This window comes from Staphylococcus sp. 17KM0847 (genome assembly GCF_013463155.1).
Taxonomy (GTDB): Bacteria; Bacillota; Bacilli; order Staphylococcales; family Staphylococcaceae; genus Staphylococcus.
The window spans coordinates 1,224,790-1,243,467 of sequence record NZ_CP040781.1 but is presented as its reverse complement, the minus strand read 5'-3'; the positions used below and the strand labels follow the sequence as shown (position 1 = coordinate 1,243,467).

Annotated in this window: 17 protein-coding genes; 15 read left to right on the top strand and 2 right to left on the bottom strand. The window is 35.4% G+C overall.

Features of this window, described 5'->3' with window-relative positions:
• Positions 1 to 312 precede the first annotated feature (312 nt).
• The 3 genes from FGL66_RS05940 to FGL66_RS05930 all read left to right on the top strand — a co-directional run bounded on the left by FGL66_RS05940 (position 313) and on the right by FGL66_RS05930 (position 2,766).
• A complete protein-coding gene (locus tag FGL66_RS05940) occupies positions 313 to 1,104 on the top strand; it encodes a phosphotransferase family protein (protein WP_180808967.1) in 792 nt (263 codons plus the stop codon).
• Between the two features lie 13 nt (positions 1,105 to 1,117).
• The gene (gene trmB / locus FGL66_RS05935) at positions 1,118 to 1,771 is read left to right on the top strand and encodes a tRNA (guanosine(46)-N7)-methyltransferase TrmB (RefSeq protein ID WP_180808966.1); all 654 of its coding nucleotides are present in this window, start codon (positions 1,118 to 1,120) and stop codon (positions 1,769 to 1,771) included.
• A gap of 164 nt (positions 1,772 to 1,935) precedes the next feature.
• Complete coding sequence (locus FGL66_RS05930) at positions 1,936 to 2,766, top strand: YtnP family quorum-quenching lactonase (RefSeq protein WP_180808965.1); 831 nt, start codon at positions 1,936 to 1,938, stop codon at positions 2,764 to 2,766.
• A gap of 81 nt (positions 2,767 to 2,847) precedes the next feature.
• On the opposite strand, the gene FGL66_RS05925 is transcribed toward FGL66_RS05930, so the two are convergent.
• The gene (locus FGL66_RS05925) at positions 2,848 to 3,168 is read right to left on the bottom strand and encodes a hypothetical protein (RefSeq protein ID WP_258007259.1); all 321 of its coding nucleotides are present in this window, start codon (positions 3,166 to 3,168) and stop codon (positions 2,848 to 2,850) included.
• Between the two features lie 95 nt (positions 3,169 to 3,263).
• Between FGL66_RS05925 and FGL66_RS05920 the strand changes: the two genes are divergently transcribed.
• From FGL66_RS05920 to FGL66_RS05865, 12 genes are all read left to right on the top strand, one after another.
• Entirely contained in the window at positions 3,264 to 4,334 is a 1,071-nt protein-coding gene (locus FGL66_RS05920) for a M42 family metallopeptidase (RefSeq protein ID WP_180808963.1), read from the top strand.
• Positions 4,335 to 4,368: 34 nt separating this feature from the next.
• Positions 4,369 to 4,677 carry a thioredoxin family protein gene (locus FGL66_RS05915; RefSeq protein ID WP_258007258.1) on the top strand — a complete coding sequence of 103 codons (309 nt, stop codon included), beginning with the start codon at positions 4,369 to 4,371 and terminating at the stop codon, positions 4,675 to 4,677.
• A gap of 194 nt (positions 4,678 to 4,871) precedes the next feature.
• Positions 4,872 to 5,738: a DUF1444 domain-containing protein gene (locus FGL66_RS05910; RefSeq protein ID WP_180808961.1), complete on the top strand. Its 867-nt coding sequence runs from the start codon at positions 4,872 to 4,874 to the stop codon at positions 5,736 to 5,738.
• Between the two features lie 8 nt (positions 5,739 to 5,746).
• On the top strand, positions 5,747 to 6,346 hold the full coding sequence (gene ytpR, locus FGL66_RS05905) for a YtpR family tRNA-binding protein (RefSeq protein ID WP_180808960.1): 600 nt from the start codon (positions 5,747 to 5,749) through the stop codon (positions 6,344 to 6,346).
• A 17-nt stretch (positions 6,347 to 6,363) separates the two neighbouring features.
• Positions 6,364 to 9,453 carry a DNA translocase FtsK gene (locus FGL66_RS05900; RefSeq protein WP_180808959.1) on the top strand — a complete coding sequence of 1,030 codons (3,090 nt, stop codon included), beginning with the start codon at positions 6,364 to 6,366 and terminating at the stop codon, positions 9,451 to 9,453.
• Between the two features lie 22 nt (positions 9,454 to 9,475).
• Positions 9,476 to 10,789 carry a UDP-N-acetylmuramate--L-alanine ligase gene (murC, locus tag FGL66_RS05895; protein WP_180808958.1) on the top strand — a complete coding sequence of 438 codons (1,314 nt, stop codon included), beginning with the start codon at positions 9,476 to 9,478 and terminating at the stop codon, positions 10,787 to 10,789.
• A 75-nt stretch (positions 10,790 to 10,864) separates the two neighbouring features.
• A complete protein-coding gene (locus FGL66_RS05890) occupies positions 10,865 to 11,305 on the top strand; it encodes a DUF948 domain-containing protein (protein WP_180808957.1) in 441 nt (146 codons plus the stop codon).
• A 205-nt stretch (positions 11,306 to 11,510) separates the two neighbouring features.
• On the top strand, positions 11,511 to 12,329 hold the full coding sequence (locus FGL66_RS05885) for a hypothetical protein (protein ID WP_180808956.1): 819 nt from the start codon (positions 11,511 to 11,513) through the stop codon (positions 12,327 to 12,329).
• A gap of 299 nt (positions 12,330 to 12,628) precedes the next feature.
• Positions 12,629 to 12,727, top strand: coding sequence for a transposase (locus FGL66_RS09960; RefSeq protein WP_180810487.1), 99 nt, complete (start codon positions 12,629 to 12,631; stop codon positions 12,725 to 12,727).
• A gap of 111 nt (positions 12,728 to 12,838) precedes the next feature.
• Positions 12,839 to 13,930: a bifunctional 3-deoxy-7-phosphoheptulonate synthase/chorismate mutase gene (locus FGL66_RS05875; protein ID WP_180808955.1), complete on the top strand. Its 1,092-nt coding sequence runs from the start codon at positions 12,839 to 12,841 to the stop codon at positions 13,928 to 13,930.
• A 332-nt stretch (positions 13,931 to 14,262) separates the two neighbouring features.
• The gene (gene ccpA, locus FGL66_RS05870; RefSeq protein ID WP_180808954.1) at positions 14,263 to 15,255 is read left to right on the top strand and encodes a catabolite control protein A; all 993 of its coding nucleotides are present in this window, start codon (positions 14,263 to 14,265) and stop codon (positions 15,253 to 15,255) included.
• A 307-nt stretch (positions 15,256 to 15,562) separates the two neighbouring features.
• A complete protein-coding gene (locus FGL66_RS05865) occupies positions 15,563 to 17,230 on the top strand; it encodes a formate--tetrahydrofolate ligase (RefSeq protein ID WP_180808953.1) in 1,668 nt (555 codons plus the stop codon).
• Positions 17,231 to 17,580: 350 nt separating this feature from the next.
• Here FGL66_RS05865 and FGL66_RS05860 read toward each other — a convergent pair whose 3' ends face one another.
• Positions 17,581 to 18,486 carry a transglycosylase domain-containing protein gene (locus tag FGL66_RS05860; RefSeq protein WP_374757656.1) on the bottom strand — a complete coding sequence of 302 codons (906 nt, stop codon included), beginning with the start codon at positions 18,484 to 18,486 and terminating at the stop codon, positions 17,581 to 17,583.
• Between the last annotated feature and the right edge of the window lie 192 nt (positions 18,487 to 18,678).

Here is an 18,678-nt window from a genome sequence, read left to right as displayed (position 1 = left end):
AGTAAAAAGTCACATTTTGTGTTTCATTTTTGGTTGAAAAAAGTTGCTAATGACTATAAACTAATTAATGAGTGTTAAAACAGAACGTGAAAATTAAGAATCGACATAGCAACGAGAATAAGAGGCTGAGACATCATAGAAATATCTCAGCCTTAAATAGGCTATTGGCAATGGTTTTTTTATTGAAAAGTGTACGCTTAATACTTATTCAATATCACTATTAGCCGGGGTGGAGCGACAATGATTCCCTCATTATTTGGGAGGTGTCGGCTCCACTCCCTTTTCTCATTACGAAAGTGAGGTGAACATATTGTGGAGCAGTTTTATCAGTTGGGATGGACATTAGATTCAGCAGGCGGTGCCTCTGGTGAAGCATATATGGCAGAGCAAGATGGACAAAAACTATTTTTAAAACGTAATTCTAATCCATTTATTGCTGCATTGTCGGCTGAAGGTATTGTACCGAAGCTGGTATGGACGAAACGAATTGAAACAGGTGAAGTGGTCACTGCACAACATTGGAAAAATGGACGAGAGTTATCAGCATATGAGATGGCGCAAGATCGCGTTGCTCACCTATTAAAAAAAATCCATCACTCCAAGCCACTACTGACAATGTTAAAGCGTATGGAAATGACACCTATTACGCCTGATATCATGTTGAACAAAATTAATGCCTCACTGTCTCGAGAAGTATTGACACATCATGTTGTAAGAAAAGCATTAATGTATTTAGAGGATCATCTACCGGAATTAGATCCACGTTTTTATACTGTTGTACACGGAGATGTGAATCATAACAACTGGTTACTATCTGATACAGATGAACTTTTTCTTGTGGACTGGGAAGGTGCGATGATTGCTGATTTGGCAATTGATATCGGTATGCTGCTTTACAACTATGTTCCTGAACATCAGTGGACATCATGGTTTGAAACATATGGTGTGAAAGAAACATTAGATCTAAAGAAACGTATGAAATGGTATACAGTTATCCAAGCAATCGGTATGATTCAATGGAGCGAAGAGCATAAACGCTTTAAAGACATGAATACATGGTTGGCATTTTTAAATGATGTGATGAACAGTAATTTATTTATATAAGGAGTTATGAGCGATGAGAATGCGGCATAAGCCATGGGCGGAAGATTATTTACGAGAGTATCCAGATATTGTCGATATCGATTGTCAACATGCACAATCGGTCTCTCAATGGTTCGATAACGACCATCCGATTCATATTGAAGTAGGGTCAGGTATGGGACAATTTATTACGACATTGGCAGCACGTCATCCACATATTAATTATATTGCGATTGAGCGTGATAAAAATGTAATGGTTCGTGTGTTAGATAAAGTGAGAGCGCAACAGTTATCCAATATAAAATTATTATGCAATGATGCAGTCGTATTAACGGATTATTTTTTACCACATGAAGTTGCACGTATCTATTTGAACTTCTCTGACCCTTGGCCTAAAACACGGCATACTAAAAGGCGTTTAACTTATCATACGTTTTTAAATATTTACGAGTACATTTTAGCAACTGATGGAGATATACATTTTAAGACAGATAATCGAGGTCTTTTTGCATATAGTTTAGAAAGTATGTCTCAGTATGGTATGTATTTCACAAAAATTAATTTGAACCTACATGAAGAAGATGAAGGTGATAATATACCAACTGAATATGAACATAAATTCGCTGAAAAAGGATCACGTATTTATCGGATGGAAGCAAAATTTCATACAAATACTAAAAAGAGTTAGGGTTAAGGCATATCGTTGTCTTAGCCTTTTATTTGTGTGAGGTAATTTTAATGTGATAACAAGATATAAAAAACGCCATTCTTTTTGTTTGAACTGTACATGAAAGTATATGACAATATAGAAAGCTAAGATCATTTATGAATAGGATAAAGGGGGAAAATGGGATGCAACTTGGTAAATTCCAAATTGATACGCTTAATGGTGGTAATGTACAAATGGATGGTGGTGCAATATTTGGAGTAGTACCCAAACCATTATGGTCAAAGAAATATCCGTCGAATGAGAAAAATCAAGTTCCGTTAACGACACACCCTATTTTAATTCGTACGGGTGATTGTAATATTGTAATTGATGCAGGTATTGGTACAGGACATTTGACGGAAAAGCAAAAACGTAATTATGGTGTAGGACAAGAGGCGACAATTGTTGAAAGTTTAGCACAGTTTAATTTAACACCAGAAGATATTGATCTAGTATTGATGACACATATGCATTTTGATCATGCGACGGGCTTGAAAGATGCTGATGGTAGCGACGTTTACCCTAACGCACAACACTATATCCAACAAGATGAATGGCATGAATTCATAAGCCCTAATATAAGAAGTAAGGCAACATATTGGCCACAAAATAGAGGGGATTACGAAAGACGTACGATTTTTTTTGAAGATCATATCACACCTTATCCGGGTATCACGATGCGCCATACGGGTGGTCATAGTTTTGGACATGTCATTATTGAAGTTGAAAGCGAAGGAGAAAAAGCAGTTCATATGGCAGATATATTATCGACTGCTGCACATGTCAATCCTCTATGGGTAAGCGCGTATGATGATTATCCGATGCAGTCTATTCGTGCCAAAGAACGTCTCACACGTTACTATATTGCTCAAAACTATTGGTTTCTATTTTATCATGACGTTCATTATTTAGCTGTGAAGTTTAAGGATGATGAAAAAACAATAGCAGAGGCAATAAAACGTCCAATTTATTAAGATAGATAAAGTAAAGGGAGCTAATCATCAACAGCAAAAGATCTGTTTGATTTTAGCTCCTTAGGATACGTTATTCTGTTACTAAATTTCTATAATATCGATCACTTGACCATCATAGGCATCCGCTATAAAAGTGTAATGATAAACTTCATTATTGCGTATCGCGGTGATGCCTCCTTTATAAACTTCATATTCAATACCGAACTTTCGATAAGTTGTTGGCTCATAAACAATGTAAGAACCCGTTACATTTTTGAAGTATGCTTTTACTGAATCAATGACTTTATCGGCAGGATAATAGTTTTGCTTGTTTTTGTTTAGCATATAAAAGTAACTTCCAGTCATTGCGACACCAATCGCAATAGGGATAACTAATGGCCAATTTTTATTTATATTTTTCAATGATATCGCCCCCATCAAAACATAAGTTTAGTTTACCATAGCTATCATAATATACTAAAGTGAGAACATAATGACAATTAGAGGAGTGTGAAAATATGACAAACAAGACAATAGATTTAATCAAACACCTAACTGAAATGCATGGAGCGCCTAACTTTGAACATCGTATTCGTGATTATATGAAACGGGCAATGACACCTTATGTTGATGGATTTGTAGATGATCGAATGGGTGGCTTTTATGGTGTGAAAAAGAGCAAGAACCCTAATGCAAGACGTGTTATGGTAGCTGCACATATGGATGAAATTGGTTTTATGATTACTGAAGTAACAGAACAAGGTTTTATTAAATTTACAGCTTTGGGTGGTGTCGCCAATGATATCTGGCAAGGACAACGTCTTAAAATTTTAACACAAGATGATGAAGAATTGATGGGTGTTGTTGCGAATATCCCTAAGCATTTCAGAACGGGTCAGGAAGGCACACCGAAGATTGAAGATTTATTATTGGATATCGGTGCATGCTGTCGTGAAGAAGTGATAGCACGTGGTGTAAATATTGGGGATCCGATTGTTCCAGGCACAGAACTCATACAACTTTCTGAATATCGTTTTGCGACTAAAGCATGGGATAATAGGTATGGTTGTGTGATAGGGATTGAACTGCTTGAACAATTAAAAGATGTTGAATTGGATTTTGATCTTTATATTGGTGCAAATGTTCAAGAAGAAGTGGGATTACGTGGTGCAAGAGCAGCTGCACAGTTGATTGAACCGGATGTCGCATTAGTTGTCGATTGTTCACCTGCTAATGATATGAAAGGACGTCAAGGCTTGTCGGGTGTACTAGGGGAAGGTGCGTTGTTGCGTATCAAAGATGGAACTATGCTATTAAAACCTTCTTTTAAAAAGTTTTTAATTGATATTGCAGAACAGCATAATATCATGTATCAACACTATATTTCACCAGGTGGCACAGATGGTGGTGTGATTCATCAATCAGGCATTGGTGTGCCAACAGCAGTTATTGGTGTATGTGCACGTTATATTCATAGTAGTGATGCTGTATTTGATATACGTGATTATTACGCTGCAAGGACTTGGCTGGAACAATCGATTCTAGCACTGGATGAACAGACAATCTCAAAATTGCAATACGAAATATAATCATAAAAGCATTAAGAAAGGAAGTCATTTAATAATGATACAACTTGAAAGTGAGAAACAATTTCATACATTAACACAAGAACAAACGATTTTTTTATTTACAGCAAACTGGTGTCCTGATTGTCGTGTGATTGAACCGGGTTTGCCTAGTCTTGAAAAGAAATATGACACGTTTAACTTTGTTACAATAGATAGAGATGAATTCATTGATCTTGCTATTGCACATAATATTATGGGGATTCCAAGTTTTTTAGTTTTTAAAAACGGTCAACAAGTAGGCGAATATATTGGTAAAGAACGTAAAACTATTGAACAAATTGATACATTTTTAAGCCAATTTTAAAAATGATGAGTCTAGTATGAGAGATAGCTATACTCTTAATATAAGTATATAGGATGAACAGGCAAAGCCTTTATGAGAGATTAAGGTTGGCTGCCCTATCCTTAATATTTTACCCTTTAGGACGTGCATTTTTCCTAGTCCTAAAGGGATATTTATTGTAAACTAATATAAGGCATGAAATTAGGAGTGAAAAAATGAATGTCTTTAAAATGAGAGATTTATTAAAGTCACGTTTAAAAGATTTAGATGTTAGTTTTCAATTTAACCGTGATGAAGAATCATTAAGAATTTATAGAACAGATAATCAAAAAGGGCTAACTGTTAAACTATCTCCAATAGTTGCAAAATATAATAAAGGACAGCAGCAAATTGTTGATGAGATTATGTATTATGTAGAAGAAACAATTGCTCAGATGCAAGATGAGTCTATGAAATCATTGAATGATGTGCGTATTTTGCCAGTTATTCGTGCGACGAGTTTTCATAAACAAACTTCAGAAGGACATCAATTTGTAATGGATGATCACACAGCTGAAACGCGTATTTACTATGCATTAGACTTAGGGAAATCTTATCGCTTAATTGATGAACAACTTATGCAAAAATTAAAGTTGACACATCAACAAATTAAAGAAATGGCACTGTTTAATGTGCGTAAGTTAGATGTGTCTTATAAAACAGATGAAGTCAAGGGCAATTTATTTTATTTTATTAATTCGAATGATGGCTATGATGCGAGTCGAATCTTAAATACTCAGTTGTTAAAAGACTTTGAAACACGTTGTCAAGGAGAAATGCTTGTTGCTGTGCCACATCAAGATGTCTTAGTTATTGCAGATATACGCAATCAAACAGGTTATGATGTGATGGCACATATGACGATGTCTTTTTTTACAAATGGTCTTGTACCTATTACATCATTATCATTCAGTTACAAAGAAGGGCATTTTGAGCCTATTTTTATTTTAGGGAAGAATAATAAACAAAAATCAAAGCAAGAACCTAATGTCGTACAACATTTAAGTACGATGCATGATCAAATAAAAAAAGATAAGGAGTAAAAAGAATCATGAATTTATTTTACAATCCGATTGGTGTTGGAGATGTTGCTTTTGTACAATTAGAAATGGTCGAGGGGCCGTTTGAATATGAAAGAGCGGATGATGTTGTTGCGATAAAAAAAGAGGATAAAGTCGTCGGTTTTAACTTATTTAACGTATCTAAGCATTTTGAAATTCAAGGGAATGGACATATTAAAGTAACGGATAATGATGTAACAGCTATTCAAAACATGATCCATGAAGTGGGAATGACATATACAATCGATGTTGATTTATCTCCTAAGTTTGTCGTAGGTTACGTACAACAAAAAGAAAAGCATCCAAATGCTGATAAATTAAGTATTTGTCAAATTGATGTTGGAAAAGAAGTATTACAGATTGTATGTGGTGCACCTAATATTGAGCAAGGACAAAAGGTAGTAGTTGCTAAAGTAGGTGCAGTTATGCCAAGTGGAATGATGATCAAAGATGCTGAGTTACGTGGTGTACCATCAAGTGGTATGGTATGTTCAATGAAAGAGCTTGATTTGCCTAATGCCCCACAAGAAAAAGGAATTATGGTATTAGAGGAAACTTATGAAGTAGGTCAACCATTTTTTGAAGCATAAAGGAAGGATGTAGGTCAATGAACTGGTTTGATAAATTATTTGGCGAAGATGACAATGATAAATCGACACGCCGTTTATCACACAAGCGTTCACATCATCAATCAGATATTAAACCGGCAAACAGCTTAATACCGCAGTCACATGATGTTTATCAACGGCCGCGAGGGAAGTTTCGTTTTCCTATCGATATGCATGATGAAAGTGACAAAGTAGATGTACATGGTAAGCAGGGCGTTGTAACAACTGACACGGATAGTAAAAATGATTATAAAGAAGTACGTCCATCATATACATTAAATCGAAGTCAAAGACGACATCGAAACAATGTACATGTTAAAGAAAAAAATAATGAAACATCATCTGCATATGAAAAGCGTGATAGGCAGCTGTCTTCTCAGTCATATCATCGTTACCAAACACCGATTTATCGTGCGACAGGTGAACGAGAACAGTCCCGTCCAACTTTTGATGATGTGAAACCTACATATCATAAAGCAGACTTTAAAGCATCAGAAGTACCTTCAGCTATATTTGGTACGAAAGCGCGTCGTGAAATACCAAATAGTGGATTGAATAGTCCTACACGTTCACAAGCGTTCACATCAAAGCGTGACAAACATGAGATATCATCAGCTGAAACACCTTTACAACAATCGAAGCAGAAACGTCAAGAGACACCTAATTACTCAAAAAAAGATAATACAATTAACATCGAAAACATTTATGCATCTCAAATTGTTGAAGAAATACGCAGAGAGCGGGAGAAGAAAGTTTTACAAAAAAAACGTTTTAAAGCGGCTTTGCAACAAAAGCGTGATACGGCACGTACAGAAGGGAACAATACAATTCAACAAGCAATAGATAAGATGTATGCTGAACAAGCTAAACAGTTGTTAGGAGATACATATCATGAAGAACAGCAAGTTGAATCATCTTATTCAGAACAAGATACATCTCCTTCGAATGAACAATTACAAGAAGCTGTGACTGATGATTATCAGTATGAAGAAGTCGACTTAGCTCAATATACGAATGATGCAAATGATACTGAGGAAGCCACATATCGTTCTACCGAAGATGAACTACACAAGAGTGATATCGGGGAAATAACATCTAAAACATCATCTGATGAGCAATTAGCAGTACAAACTAGTGATTATAGTGAACAAGTGCCATTAGATGCCGAAGAAAATAGCGATAACTCTAATCGTTCTAATGTAGAAGGTTTACAAGAGACAGATCAACATGAGAAAGGTACAGTTGTCGAGCGCCCAGTACTAAAGCCGACTGTAACATCAAATCATACAAAAGAAATGATGTTAAATGACACGAATATCTCAGATGAACAGCAAACAGAGTCAACGAACTCGGATCAACAAGCGTTACAATCAGCTCAGAATGTCAATGAACCTATAGATACAGTTTCCAAAGATAAACATACACCATCATCAGCATTGAAAGCCTCTCGATTAGGTACTAGACCTTTTAATGTTGTAATGACACCATCAGATAAGAAACGTCATCTTGAACGTCAACAGCGGCGTGCAAATAATCAAAGGGATATACAGGAAGCACAGTATCAGCCCTCAAATGTAGAAGCACAAACGCAGGCACGAGGATCTGAAATTGTGACAAGCCCAGAACTAGTAGCAACAGAAGAGCAGACACAGCAGCAAACAGAAGCCTCTATCACAGAAAAAGGGATTAGACGTGGACCGAGCCTACACTTGCCAAGTGTTGATTTATTAGATGAGCCAGAAGTACATAAGAGAGATGACGCATGGATCGAAGAAAAAAAACAAGAATTAAATGATGCGTTTTATTATTTTAATGTACCAGCTGAAGTTGTTAATGTTATCGAAGGTCCAAGTGTGACCAGATTTGAGTTGTCTGTTGAAAAAGGTGTGAAAGTTTCACGTATCACCGCGTTACAAGACGATATTAAAATGGCATTAGCAGCAAAAGATATTCGTATTGAAGCTCCTATTCCGGGGACAAGTTTGGTAGGTATTGAAGTGCCTAATCAACAGCCGACAAAAGTAAATTTACGCTCTATTATAGACACGCCTGCTTTTAAAAATGCATCGTCTAAGCTAACTGTTGCAATGGGAAATCGTATTAACAATGAACCGTTATTGATGGATATTGCGAAAACACCACATGCTTTAATAGCGGGTGCAACAGGTTCGGGTAAATCAGTATCCATTAATAGTATTTTAATCTCATTGCTTTATCGTAATCATCCGGAAGAACTAAAGTTATTGTTAATCGATCCTAAGATGGTAGAGTTGGCGCCGTACAATGATTTACCACATTTAGTTGCACCAGTCATTACAGATGTAAAAGCAGCGACGCAAAGTTTGAAATGGGCTGTTGATGAGATGGAGCGACGCTATAAACTTTTTGCGCAAACTCATGTGAGAAATATTACAGCATTCAATAAAAAAGTGAGTTATGAACAACGTATTCCTAAAATTGTAATTGTTATTGATGAGCTAGCAGATTTAATGATGATGGCACCGCAAGATGTTGAACAATCGATTGCACGTCTTGCACAAAAGGCACGTGCTTGTGGTATTCATATGCTAGTAGCAACGCAACGACCATCTGTTAATGTCATCACAGGTTTAATCAAGGCGAATATTCCTACACGAATTGCGTTTATGGTATCATCAAGTGTAGATTCACGTACGATATTAGATAGTGGTGGTGCAGAACGCTTGCTTGGTTATGGTGATATGCTATATCTTGGTGGTGGTATGAATAAACCTATTCGTGTTCAAGGTACGTTTGTATCAGATGATGAAATTGATCACGTTGTTGATTTTATCAAAGCACAACGTGAACCAGAATATTTATTTAAAGAGCAAGAATTATTAAAGAAAACAGAAACACCTGCAAAAGATGAACTTTTTTATGAAGTATGTCATTTTATGATTCGGGAACAAAGTATTTCGACATCATTGATTCAACGCCATTTTCAAATTGGATATAATCGAGCTGCAAGAATCATTGATCAACTCGAACAGCTTGGCTATATTTCAGGTGCAAATGGTTCAAAACCGAGAGATGTTTATCTTACAGAAGCAGAGTTAAGTGAACTATAAAAAGAGAAAGGAGCGGTCTGTCATGACGAAATACCATTTTGTCGGTATCAAAGGCTCTGGTATGAGTTCATTGGCTCAAATTATTTATGATTTAGGCTATGATGTGCAAGGATCAGATATCGATCAATATGTATTTACGGAAATCGCATTGAAAAATAAAGGGATTACGATTTTACCCTTTGATGCTAACAATATTAAAGAGGGTTTAACTGTGATACAGGGTAACGCCTTTGATGACACACATGAAGAAATCGCTCGTGCACATGAGTTGGGTTTAAAAGTTATACGTTATCACGATTTCTTAAGTGAGGTAGCAAACCAATATACATCGGTAGCTGTTACGGGAGCCCACGGAAAAACATCAACAACTGGTTTACTCTCGCATGTGATGAATGGAGATAAGAAAACATCATTTTTAATAGGTGATGGGACAGGGCTTGGATTACCTCAAAGTGAATATTTTGCATTTGAAGCGTGTGAGTATCGCCGTCATTTTTTAAGCTATTCACCAGATTATGCTATTATTACCAACATTGATTTTGATCATCCGGACTACTTTAAAGATGTCAATGATGTTATTGATGCCTTTCAAGGTATGGCAAGCAATGTAAAAAAAGCATTGATTGCATGGGGTGATGATCCGCACGTTAAATCGATTCAAGTTGACGTGCCAGTCTATTACTATGGTTTTGATGATTCCATGGATGTTTATGCTCAAAACATTAAAATCACAGATCATGGTACAGCTTTTGATGTTTATGTTAAAGGTGAGTTTTATGATCATTTTGTATCACCACAATATGGTGATCACACGATTTTAAATGCTTTAGCTGTCTTAACCATTGCATACTTAGAACAGTTAAATGTAGAAAATATTAAAGAAGCACTTGTGACATTTGGTGGCGTTAAAAGAAGATTCAATGAAACTTTTGTACATAATCAAGTATTAGTTGATGATTATGCACACCATCCGAGGGAAATTAGTGCTACAATTGAAACAGCACGAAAAAAATATCCAAATAAAGAAGTGATTGCGATATTCCAACCGCACACATTCTCAAGAACAAAAGCATTTTTACAAGAGTTTGCGGAAGTGCTTAACCTTGCAGATCACACATATTTATGTGACATCTTTGGATCTATTAGAGAAGATCAAGGCGAGTTAAGTATTCAAGATTTATTAAATTTAGTAAATCAAGGAAAGCTTATCTCGGAATCTGATGTTTCTCAGCTTGCACAGCACCATAATTCGGTATTATTGTTTATGGGGGCAGGAGATATTCAAAAGGTATTAAAAGCATATATGAAACATATAGGGGTGGACCCTAAGTTTTAATGTTTGACCTTGACAAGGTTGGGTAATTATATAAAATAAATAACATAATTAAATGTCATTAGGAGGCGTTTACGAATGGAATGGATTTTACCAATCGCAGGGATTATTGCTGCTATCGCATTTTTAATTTTAGCTATCGGAATTGTTGCAGTTTTAGTATCTGTTAAAAAGAATTTGGATCATGTTGCTAAAACACTTGATGGTGTTGAAGGGCAGATTCAAGGTATTACACGTGAGTCCACGGATTTATTACACAAAGCTAATCGTTTAACTGAAGATATTCAAGATAAAACAAATCGCTTAAATTCAGTAGTAGATGCGGTTAAAGGTATCGGGGATTCAGTACAAACACTTAATGGTTCAGTAGAACGTGTTACGCATTCTATTACTCACAATATTTCACAAAATGAAGACAAAATCTCTCAAGTTGTGCAATGGTCTAACGTAGCGATGGAAATCGCTGATAAATGGCAAAATAGAAAAGATCGTAGAAGTCATGTAGCAAACAAGAACTAATCGTATAATTGTAGATGCTACAACACTTTACAAATAAATAGTAGACATCGGCTGTATAATAGTCAGTTATTTTACTATTATATGAGAGCTGGGATAACAAAAATTTGGATTATTGATAATATCCCACTCCGAGTGAAACATAAAACAACGCACTTAAATGAGGTTTTTACTTTATTTAAGTGCTTTTATTTTAGGAGGAACGTCTATGAAAAGTTATAATCGTGACTTATATGAAAAAGGTTTGGAAGCGTATAAAGATACAGATTTAGCAAATGAACGTGGTATGGATTTTGCAGTAGGTTTCTTTACAGGTGCAATGATCGGCAGTGCAATAGGTTTAGTACTAAAACCTTTTGTGGAACAGAAAGTGAATATTATTCAAAATGAAAAAATACCACATATTCATGCACAATCACAACAATTACGTGAAGAAGCAATACGTAAAGCTGAAGAAGTTAAACAAAAGGCTAAAAAAATTAAAGAAGAAAAACGAGATAACCAACAAGAACAGAAAAACAAACAGCCAACCGCTTTGGAATTAGAGGCACAACGTCGATCTATTCAAAAAGAAGTAGAATCTGATAGATTAGCTGCACCTGTCAGAACAAATAGAGAAGAGAAAAAAGAAGTAGCAGCGTCATCACTAGCGGCAATGCGCCCAGCTATGGCAGTAGATGAAAAGGTGGTAGCACCAAAAAAAGAAGAGAAAAAAGAAGCAGCAGTGTCATCATTAGCAGCAATGCGCCAAGCTATGGCAGTAGATGAAAAGGTGGTAGCACCAAAAAAAGAAGAGAAAAAAGAAGCAGCAGCGTCATCATTAGCAGCAATGCGCCAAGCCATGGCAGTAGGTGGAACAGCAACACCAAAAGAAGAAAAGCAGGAATTGGCAGCTCAACAAAAAACACAATCACATCATAATTCATGGTTTGATCAAGGTGTTATTACACATGAGAAACCCAATCCATCATTAGAAAAGGCTCAAAAAACAGATAATAAAGTCGATAAGCATACATTTAACAAATAAAAAGATACAAAAGTCCTATTTCTGAAGTGGAAAAGTGCTTGAATAAACTTTTTTCACTTCCAGTCACATTTGTTTGGCATTTTTATAAAAAACTTTGCAAAAATGCACTTTTTGTTTTACTTATAGAGTAGCTTGACATCTTCAATGATCTAAAGATGTTGAGTTGCTCTATTTTTAATAGATTGAAGTCATGTTTTTGGTATACAAACAGCGTAATCATTGATTTTTAACCTGTCATTTCGCTTACCCCAATACATATCAATAGATGAATTTTAGTGTGTCATTCAATTTCATAAAAAATACCTACTTATCATTCAATCAACAATAAAATCAAGTTAATTAAACGCGTCTCGTATGGCTATCGAAACGTAAAACGCTTTAATTTTCTAAAAATTTAGTAATATTGAGTTTCAAAGGTTGCAAATGTATTTTATAACTGTTAAGATACATATTATCAAACAAGCTATTTTATCGCTTTAAAGCATATAAGAAAGTGTTGGGGTGAAAATATGACAAATAAATTAGAACAATACAGAAAAGAAATTGAAGATATTAATGATCAAATATTGGATTTATTATCTAAGCGTGGGCATTTAGCTCAAAAAATCGGTGAAGAAAAGCGTAAACAAAGCACGGTGATTTATGATCCACAACGTGAAAAAGAAATGTTGAATACATTAATTGATAAAAATCAAGGACCATTTAATGATAATGTTATTAAGCAGTTGTTCAAAGAGATTTTTAAAGCCTCAACAGATTTACAAAAATCAGATAATGAGAAACATTTATATGTTTCACGTAAATTAAAACCAGAAGATACCATTGTTCATTTTGATAATGGTGGTATTATCGGACAAGGGCAAAAATCATTTGTTTTTGGACCATGCTCAGTAGAGTCTTATGAGCAAGTTGAAGCGGTGGCAAAAGATTTACATAATAAAGGTGAAAAGTTTATTCGTGGCGGTGCATTTAAGCCAAGAACATCACCATATGATTTCCAAGGTTTAGGAGAAGAAGGACTTAAAATATTAAAATGCATAAAAGATAAATATGATTTAAATGTAGTAAGTGAGATTGTACATCCTAATCATTTTGAAGTTGCTGATCAGTATTTAGATGTTTTCCAAATTGGTGCAAGAAATATGCAAAACTTTGAGTTATTAAAAGAAGCAGGGCGCACTAATAAACCGATTTTGTTAAAACGAGGACTTTCCGCAACTATTGAGGAATTTATCTATGCAGCAGAATATATTGCATCACAAGGTAATCAAAATATCATTTTATGTGAACGAGGCATTCGAACATATGAAAAAGCAACGCGTAATACATTAGATATTTCTGCTGTTCCAATTTTAAAACAAGGGACACATTTACCAGTTCTTGTTGATGTCACACATAGTACAGGACGTAAAGATATTATGTTACCTTCTGCAAAAGCTGCATTAGCAATTGGTGCTGATGGCGTTATGGCTGAAGTGCATCCGGAACCATCTGTGGCATTGAGTGACAGTGGTCAACAAATGGATTTAACAGAGTTTGATGCTTTTTACAATGAAATCAAACCACTATCAGAATTATATAATCAACACAAATTAAAATAATCTTATAAAGATCAACAGTAGTTTTTAGCTTTCAAGTGCACGTAATTTTTTGTACTGAGCTACTCTGCTTGAGTGATATACTATATAATATAATCACGCTATGAATAGACTGAGGCATTCATGTCTCAGTCTATTTTAAGTGTAAGTTAATTTATAAAAGTTATCATTATTTTTATATGAATGGTTTATTCATTTTAATCATTAAAAATGACAAAAAAATGACAAGAAAGCGTTTTAGATTTTATCAGTAAGTGAATTGTGGTACACTTTGAAAATGGTATGAAAACTGATAATAAGAATATAGGAAGCGTTTCCAAGGAGGTAAAAATAAAATGACTGTTACGATTTATGATGTTGCACGTGAAGCGCGTGTTTCAATGGCGACGGTCTCACGTGTTGTGAATGGTAATCCTAATGTGAAACCCGCAACGAGAGATAAAGTAAATGAGGTAATTAAGCGATTAAATTATCGACCGAATGCCGTTGCTCGAGGTTTAGCAAGCAAGCGTACAACGACGGTAGGTGTCATTATTCCAGATATATCTAATATTTATTATTCAGAGCTTGCCCGTGGTATTGAAGATATTGCAACAATGTATAAATATCATACAATTATTTCAAACTCTGATGATGATCCAAATAAAGAAAAAGAAATTTTTAATAATCTTTTAAGCAAGCAAGTAGATGGCATTATCTTTTTAGGGGGTACAATTACTGACGAAATAAAAGAGCAGATTAGTAGATCTTCTGTTCCGGTTGTTGTTTCAGGTACAAATGGCAAAGAAGATGATGTTGCGTCTGTTAATATTGATTTTGTACAAGCAAGTGAACAAGTCACAGAAAAACTGATTGCGTCTGGAGCTAAAAAGTTTGCATATATCGGTGGCGGATATTCTAAAGTAGCCCAAGAAGAAGTAGCTCAAGGACTTGAAAATACATTACAAAAACATGGTTTATCTGTTGATGAGCATTTAGTATATGTTGGGAATGAAACATATCAAGATGGTTTACGTGCATTTGAAGCAATCCATGAATATCAACCCGATGCCGTGCTTTCTATTAGTGATGAACAAGCTATCGGTGTTGTACACGGTGCATTAGATCATGGTTTACGTGTGCCTGATGATATTCAAGTTGTAAGTTTCAATAATACACGTCTTGTTGAAATGGTGCGTCCGCAGTTGTCAAGTGTTATTCAACCACTGTATGATATTGGTGCAGTAGGGATGCGTTTATTGACAAAATATATGAATAAAGAAGAAATCGCAGAACCGAATGTCATTTTACCACATACCATTCGTTATAGAGGTACAACAAAACAATAAACAATATTGTGATTGAATAGAGAGTAATCTAGGAAAAATAAGCGTATTGCATAGATCATGAAACAGCTGAAAAGTTGGATATGCACAGTTGTCAAACTTGTAAATATGACCTAGGTTGCTCTTTATAATGTGTAAAAATATATGAAAATGTCATTAATGTTGAATAGTTGTAGAGAGTGACGATTTAATGTAGAAATAAGCTGGTTTTGTTCGACATTCAGAGATGAGTTCGCTATTATAATGGGTAGATATGCTTTTACATCAAGATGTATGCGATTACATAAAATAAATTAAGGGGTTGAATAGTGTGAGTCATTTATCAGATTTAGAAATTGCAAATCAAGCAACATTAAAACCAATTAAGGAAATTGCTGATAAAGCAGGAATTTCAGAAGATGCTTTAGAGCAATATGGTCATTACAAAGCTAAAATTGATATTTCTAAAATCCAGACAAAGGGCGAAAAAGGTAAGGTCGTCCTCGTTACTGCGATGAGTCCTACACCAGCGGGTGAGGGTAAATCAACAGTAACAGTCGGTTTAGCAGATGCATTTCAACATATTAAACAGAATGTTATGGTTGCATTGCGTGAGCCTGCACTAGGACCAACATTTGGTATTAAAGGCGGTGCAACTGGTGGTGGATATGCACAAGTATTACCTATGGAAGATATCAATTTGCATTTTAATGGCGATTTCCATGCAATTACAACAGCAAATAATGCATTATCCGCATTTATCGATAATCACATTCATCAAGGTAATGAACTTGGGATTGATCAGAGACGTATTGAGTGGAAACGTGTATTAGACATGAATGATCGAGCATTACGTCATGTTGTTGTAGGTTTAGGTGGACCGACACAAGGTGTACCTCGTGAAGATGGTTTTAACATTACAGTAGCATCTGAGATTATGGCTATTTTATGTTTGAGTACAGATATTACGGATCTAAAAGCAAGCATCGCTAAAATTACGATTGGTTACACACGTGACCGTCAACCAGTTACGGTAAAAGACTTGGGTGTAGAAGGCGCATTAGCCATGATTTTAAAAGATGCGATTAAACCGAACCTTGTACAGACGATAGAAGGTACACCAGCACTTATTCATGGAGGACCTTTTGCGAATATTGCGCATGGCTGTAATTCAATTATTGCAACAGAAACAGCACGTGATTTAGCAGATATCGTTGTTACAGAAGCTGGCTTTGGATCTGACTTAGGTGCTGAGAAGTTTATTGACATTAAAGCGCGTAAAGCTGATTTTGAACCAGATGCAGTCGTATTAGTGGCAACAATCCGTGCGCTTAAAATGCATGGTGGTGTAAAAAAAGATAATTTGAAAGAAGAAAATGTAGAAGCAGTGAAAGCGGGTATTGCAAACTTAGAACGTCACGTTAACAATATCCGTAAGTTCGGTGTTGAACCTATCATTGCATTAAATGCATTTATTCATGATACAGATGCTGAATTCAAAGCAGTTCAACAGTGGGCTGAAGATAATGACGTACGCTTGTCATTAACAGAAGTTTGGGAAAAAGGTGGCGCTGGTGGTGTAGATTTAGCTGAAAAAGTATTAGAAGTAATCGAGCAGCCACAAACATTTAAACGTTTATATGACTTAGAGTTACCATTAGAAGAAAAAATTGAAACAATTGTCAAAGAAATTTATGGCGGTTCAAAAGTAACATTTTCTTCAAAAGCACAAAAACAATTAAAACAGTTTAAAGACAATGGCTGGGATAATTATCCAATTTGTATGGCAAAAACACAATACTCTTTCTCTGACGATCAAACACAACTGGGTGCACCAACGGATTTTGAAATTACAATTCGTGAATTAGAAGCGAAAACAGGGGCAGGATTTATTGTTGCTTTGACAGGTGCAATTATGACAATGCCAGGTTTACCGAAAAAACCAGCCGCTTTAAATATGGACGTTACAGAAGATGGTCATGCTATTGGTTTATTCTAATGTGTAAATTAAGCATTTTTAATCCTCGCTATTTTTAGTGAATAGGTGCTAGGATATAGAAAAAATACTCTAGATTAACGCGTTGATAATTATAAGGGCAGTAGATGCCAGAAGTGAAAAGTGTTTTAACAAGCTTTTTCACTTTTGACAACCTTATTGGGATAAGGCTATAAAATCTTTTGTGGTGGGACGGCATATGCTGTCTCACCTTTTTGGTATACAAAAAGCGCACATCCTAACAAGATTGTACGCTTCAACATGCCTAGCTCTTTCTACGCATATGAAATGATCATAAAAATAAAACGAGGTACTTTTAATGATCTATCCACCACAGAAGATGGACAGCCTTTTTAAGGTGAAAAGTGATTTTTAACATCATAGGCCAAAGCTTCTCGGTATTCTGTCTCTGAGATCATCTGTTCAACACGCATTCGCTTCAATACATAGCGCTGGCGATGAATGGATGGCTCGATATCTTGAGCAGATTTTAATTGACCCTCTTTATGAAAGGGGGTATAAAAGTAAGGACTCTGAAGTAAGCCTGTCAAATAAGCTGATTCTGCAAGATTAAGTGCGTGTGGTGCTTTGCCGAAGATACCGTAAGAAGCAGATGTGATTCCTGTAATATGTTGTCCATTTGTATCTAAGCCAAAAGGTACACGATTAAGATATGTAAATAAGATTTCATCTTTAGTTAGTAATTTTTCAATACGCATGGCATACATAACTTCTTTTGCTTTACGTTGATATGTGCGTTCATTTGTTAATATTTGGTTTTTAATAAGTTGCTGTGTAATGGTACTTCCACCAGTAGCAAATTGACGGTCAAAAATATCCTGATACATTGCGCGTAGTAATGCTTTAGGTAAGATACCATTATGCTCATAAAATTGTGCATCTTCAGCAGCCATAAGTGCAGAGGTAACATATGGTGACACTTCTGAAGGTCCAGCGATAAGTGTGGGTTCAGGTGCGTTATACAGTGCTAATAAATCTATATTTGTAGATGAAACGGTTTCCATTTCTGGGAGGTTTGTTGCTTGTTCAATTAGCTTTGTATCATCGACCGTTTGTGATTCGGATACAATACTAAAAAAATAGCCTAACGCGATACCTAAAAGAAATAAAAAGCTCAAAATAGCAAAAGCAACAAGTGATAGCAAAATATGTTTAATCCGAGAAATATATAAATCATATTGGTATAAAAAAGATGTAAGACGATGTTGTGTTTGTTGTGACTCATCCACAGTGTTCACCTCCAATAACAACAGTATAGCACAGCACTTATTTTTACGTTAATTGTCATTGTTTTTAGGTTGACATCCCACATAGAACTACTATAATAGTAGCAAATGCATATTTTAATTGGAATAGAGGACAAGTAGCTTTTGTAGATACAGCCGATAGAGAGTTAGTGGGTGGTGCAAACTAACGTATCAAGATGTGTG

Bases quoted from the DNA above. Each gene is read 5' to 3' on its own strand.
- trmB (WP_180808966.1), top strand. From the start codon at position 1,118: ATGAGAATGCGGCATAAGCCATGGGCGGAAGATTATTTACGAGAGTAT.
- FGL66_RS05930 (WP_180808965.1), top strand. From the start codon at position 1,936: ATGCAACTTGGTAAATTCCAAATTGATACGCTTAATGGTGGTAATGTA.
- FGL66_RS05920 (WP_180808963.1), top strand. From the start codon at position 3,264: ATGACAAACAAGACAATAGATTTAATCAAACACCTAACTGAAATGCAT.
- FGL66_RS05915 (WP_258007258.1), top strand. From the start codon at position 4,369: ATGATACAACTTGAAAGTGAGAAACAATTTCATACATTAACACAAGAA.
- FGL66_RS05910 (WP_180808961.1), top strand. From the start codon at position 4,872: ATGAATGTCTTTAAAATGAGAGATTTATTAAAGTCACGTTTAAAAGAT.
- ytpR (WP_180808960.1), top strand. From the start codon at position 5,747: ATGAATTTATTTTACAATCCGATTGGTGTTGGAGATGTTGCTTTTGTA.
- FGL66_RS05900 (WP_180808959.1), top strand. From the start codon at position 6,364: ATGAACTGGTTTGATAAATTATTTGGCGAAGATGACAATGATAAATCG.
- murC (WP_180808958.1), top strand. From the start codon at position 9,476: ATGACGAAATACCATTTTGTCGGTATCAAAGGCTCTGGTATGAGTTCA.
- FGL66_RS05890 (WP_180808957.1), top strand. From the start codon at position 10,865: ATGGAATGGATTTTACCAATCGCAGGGATTATTGCTGCTATCGCATTT.
- FGL66_RS05885 (WP_180808956.1), top strand. From the start codon at position 11,511: ATGAAAAGTTATAATCGTGACTTATATGAAAAAGGTTTGGAAGCGTAT.
- FGL66_RS05875 (WP_180808955.1), top strand. From the start codon at position 12,839: ATGACAAATAAATTAGAACAATACAGAAAAGAAATTGAAGATATTAAT.
- ccpA (WP_180808954.1), top strand. From the start codon at position 14,263: ATGACTGTTACGATTTATGATGTTGCACGTGAAGCGCGTGTTTCAATG.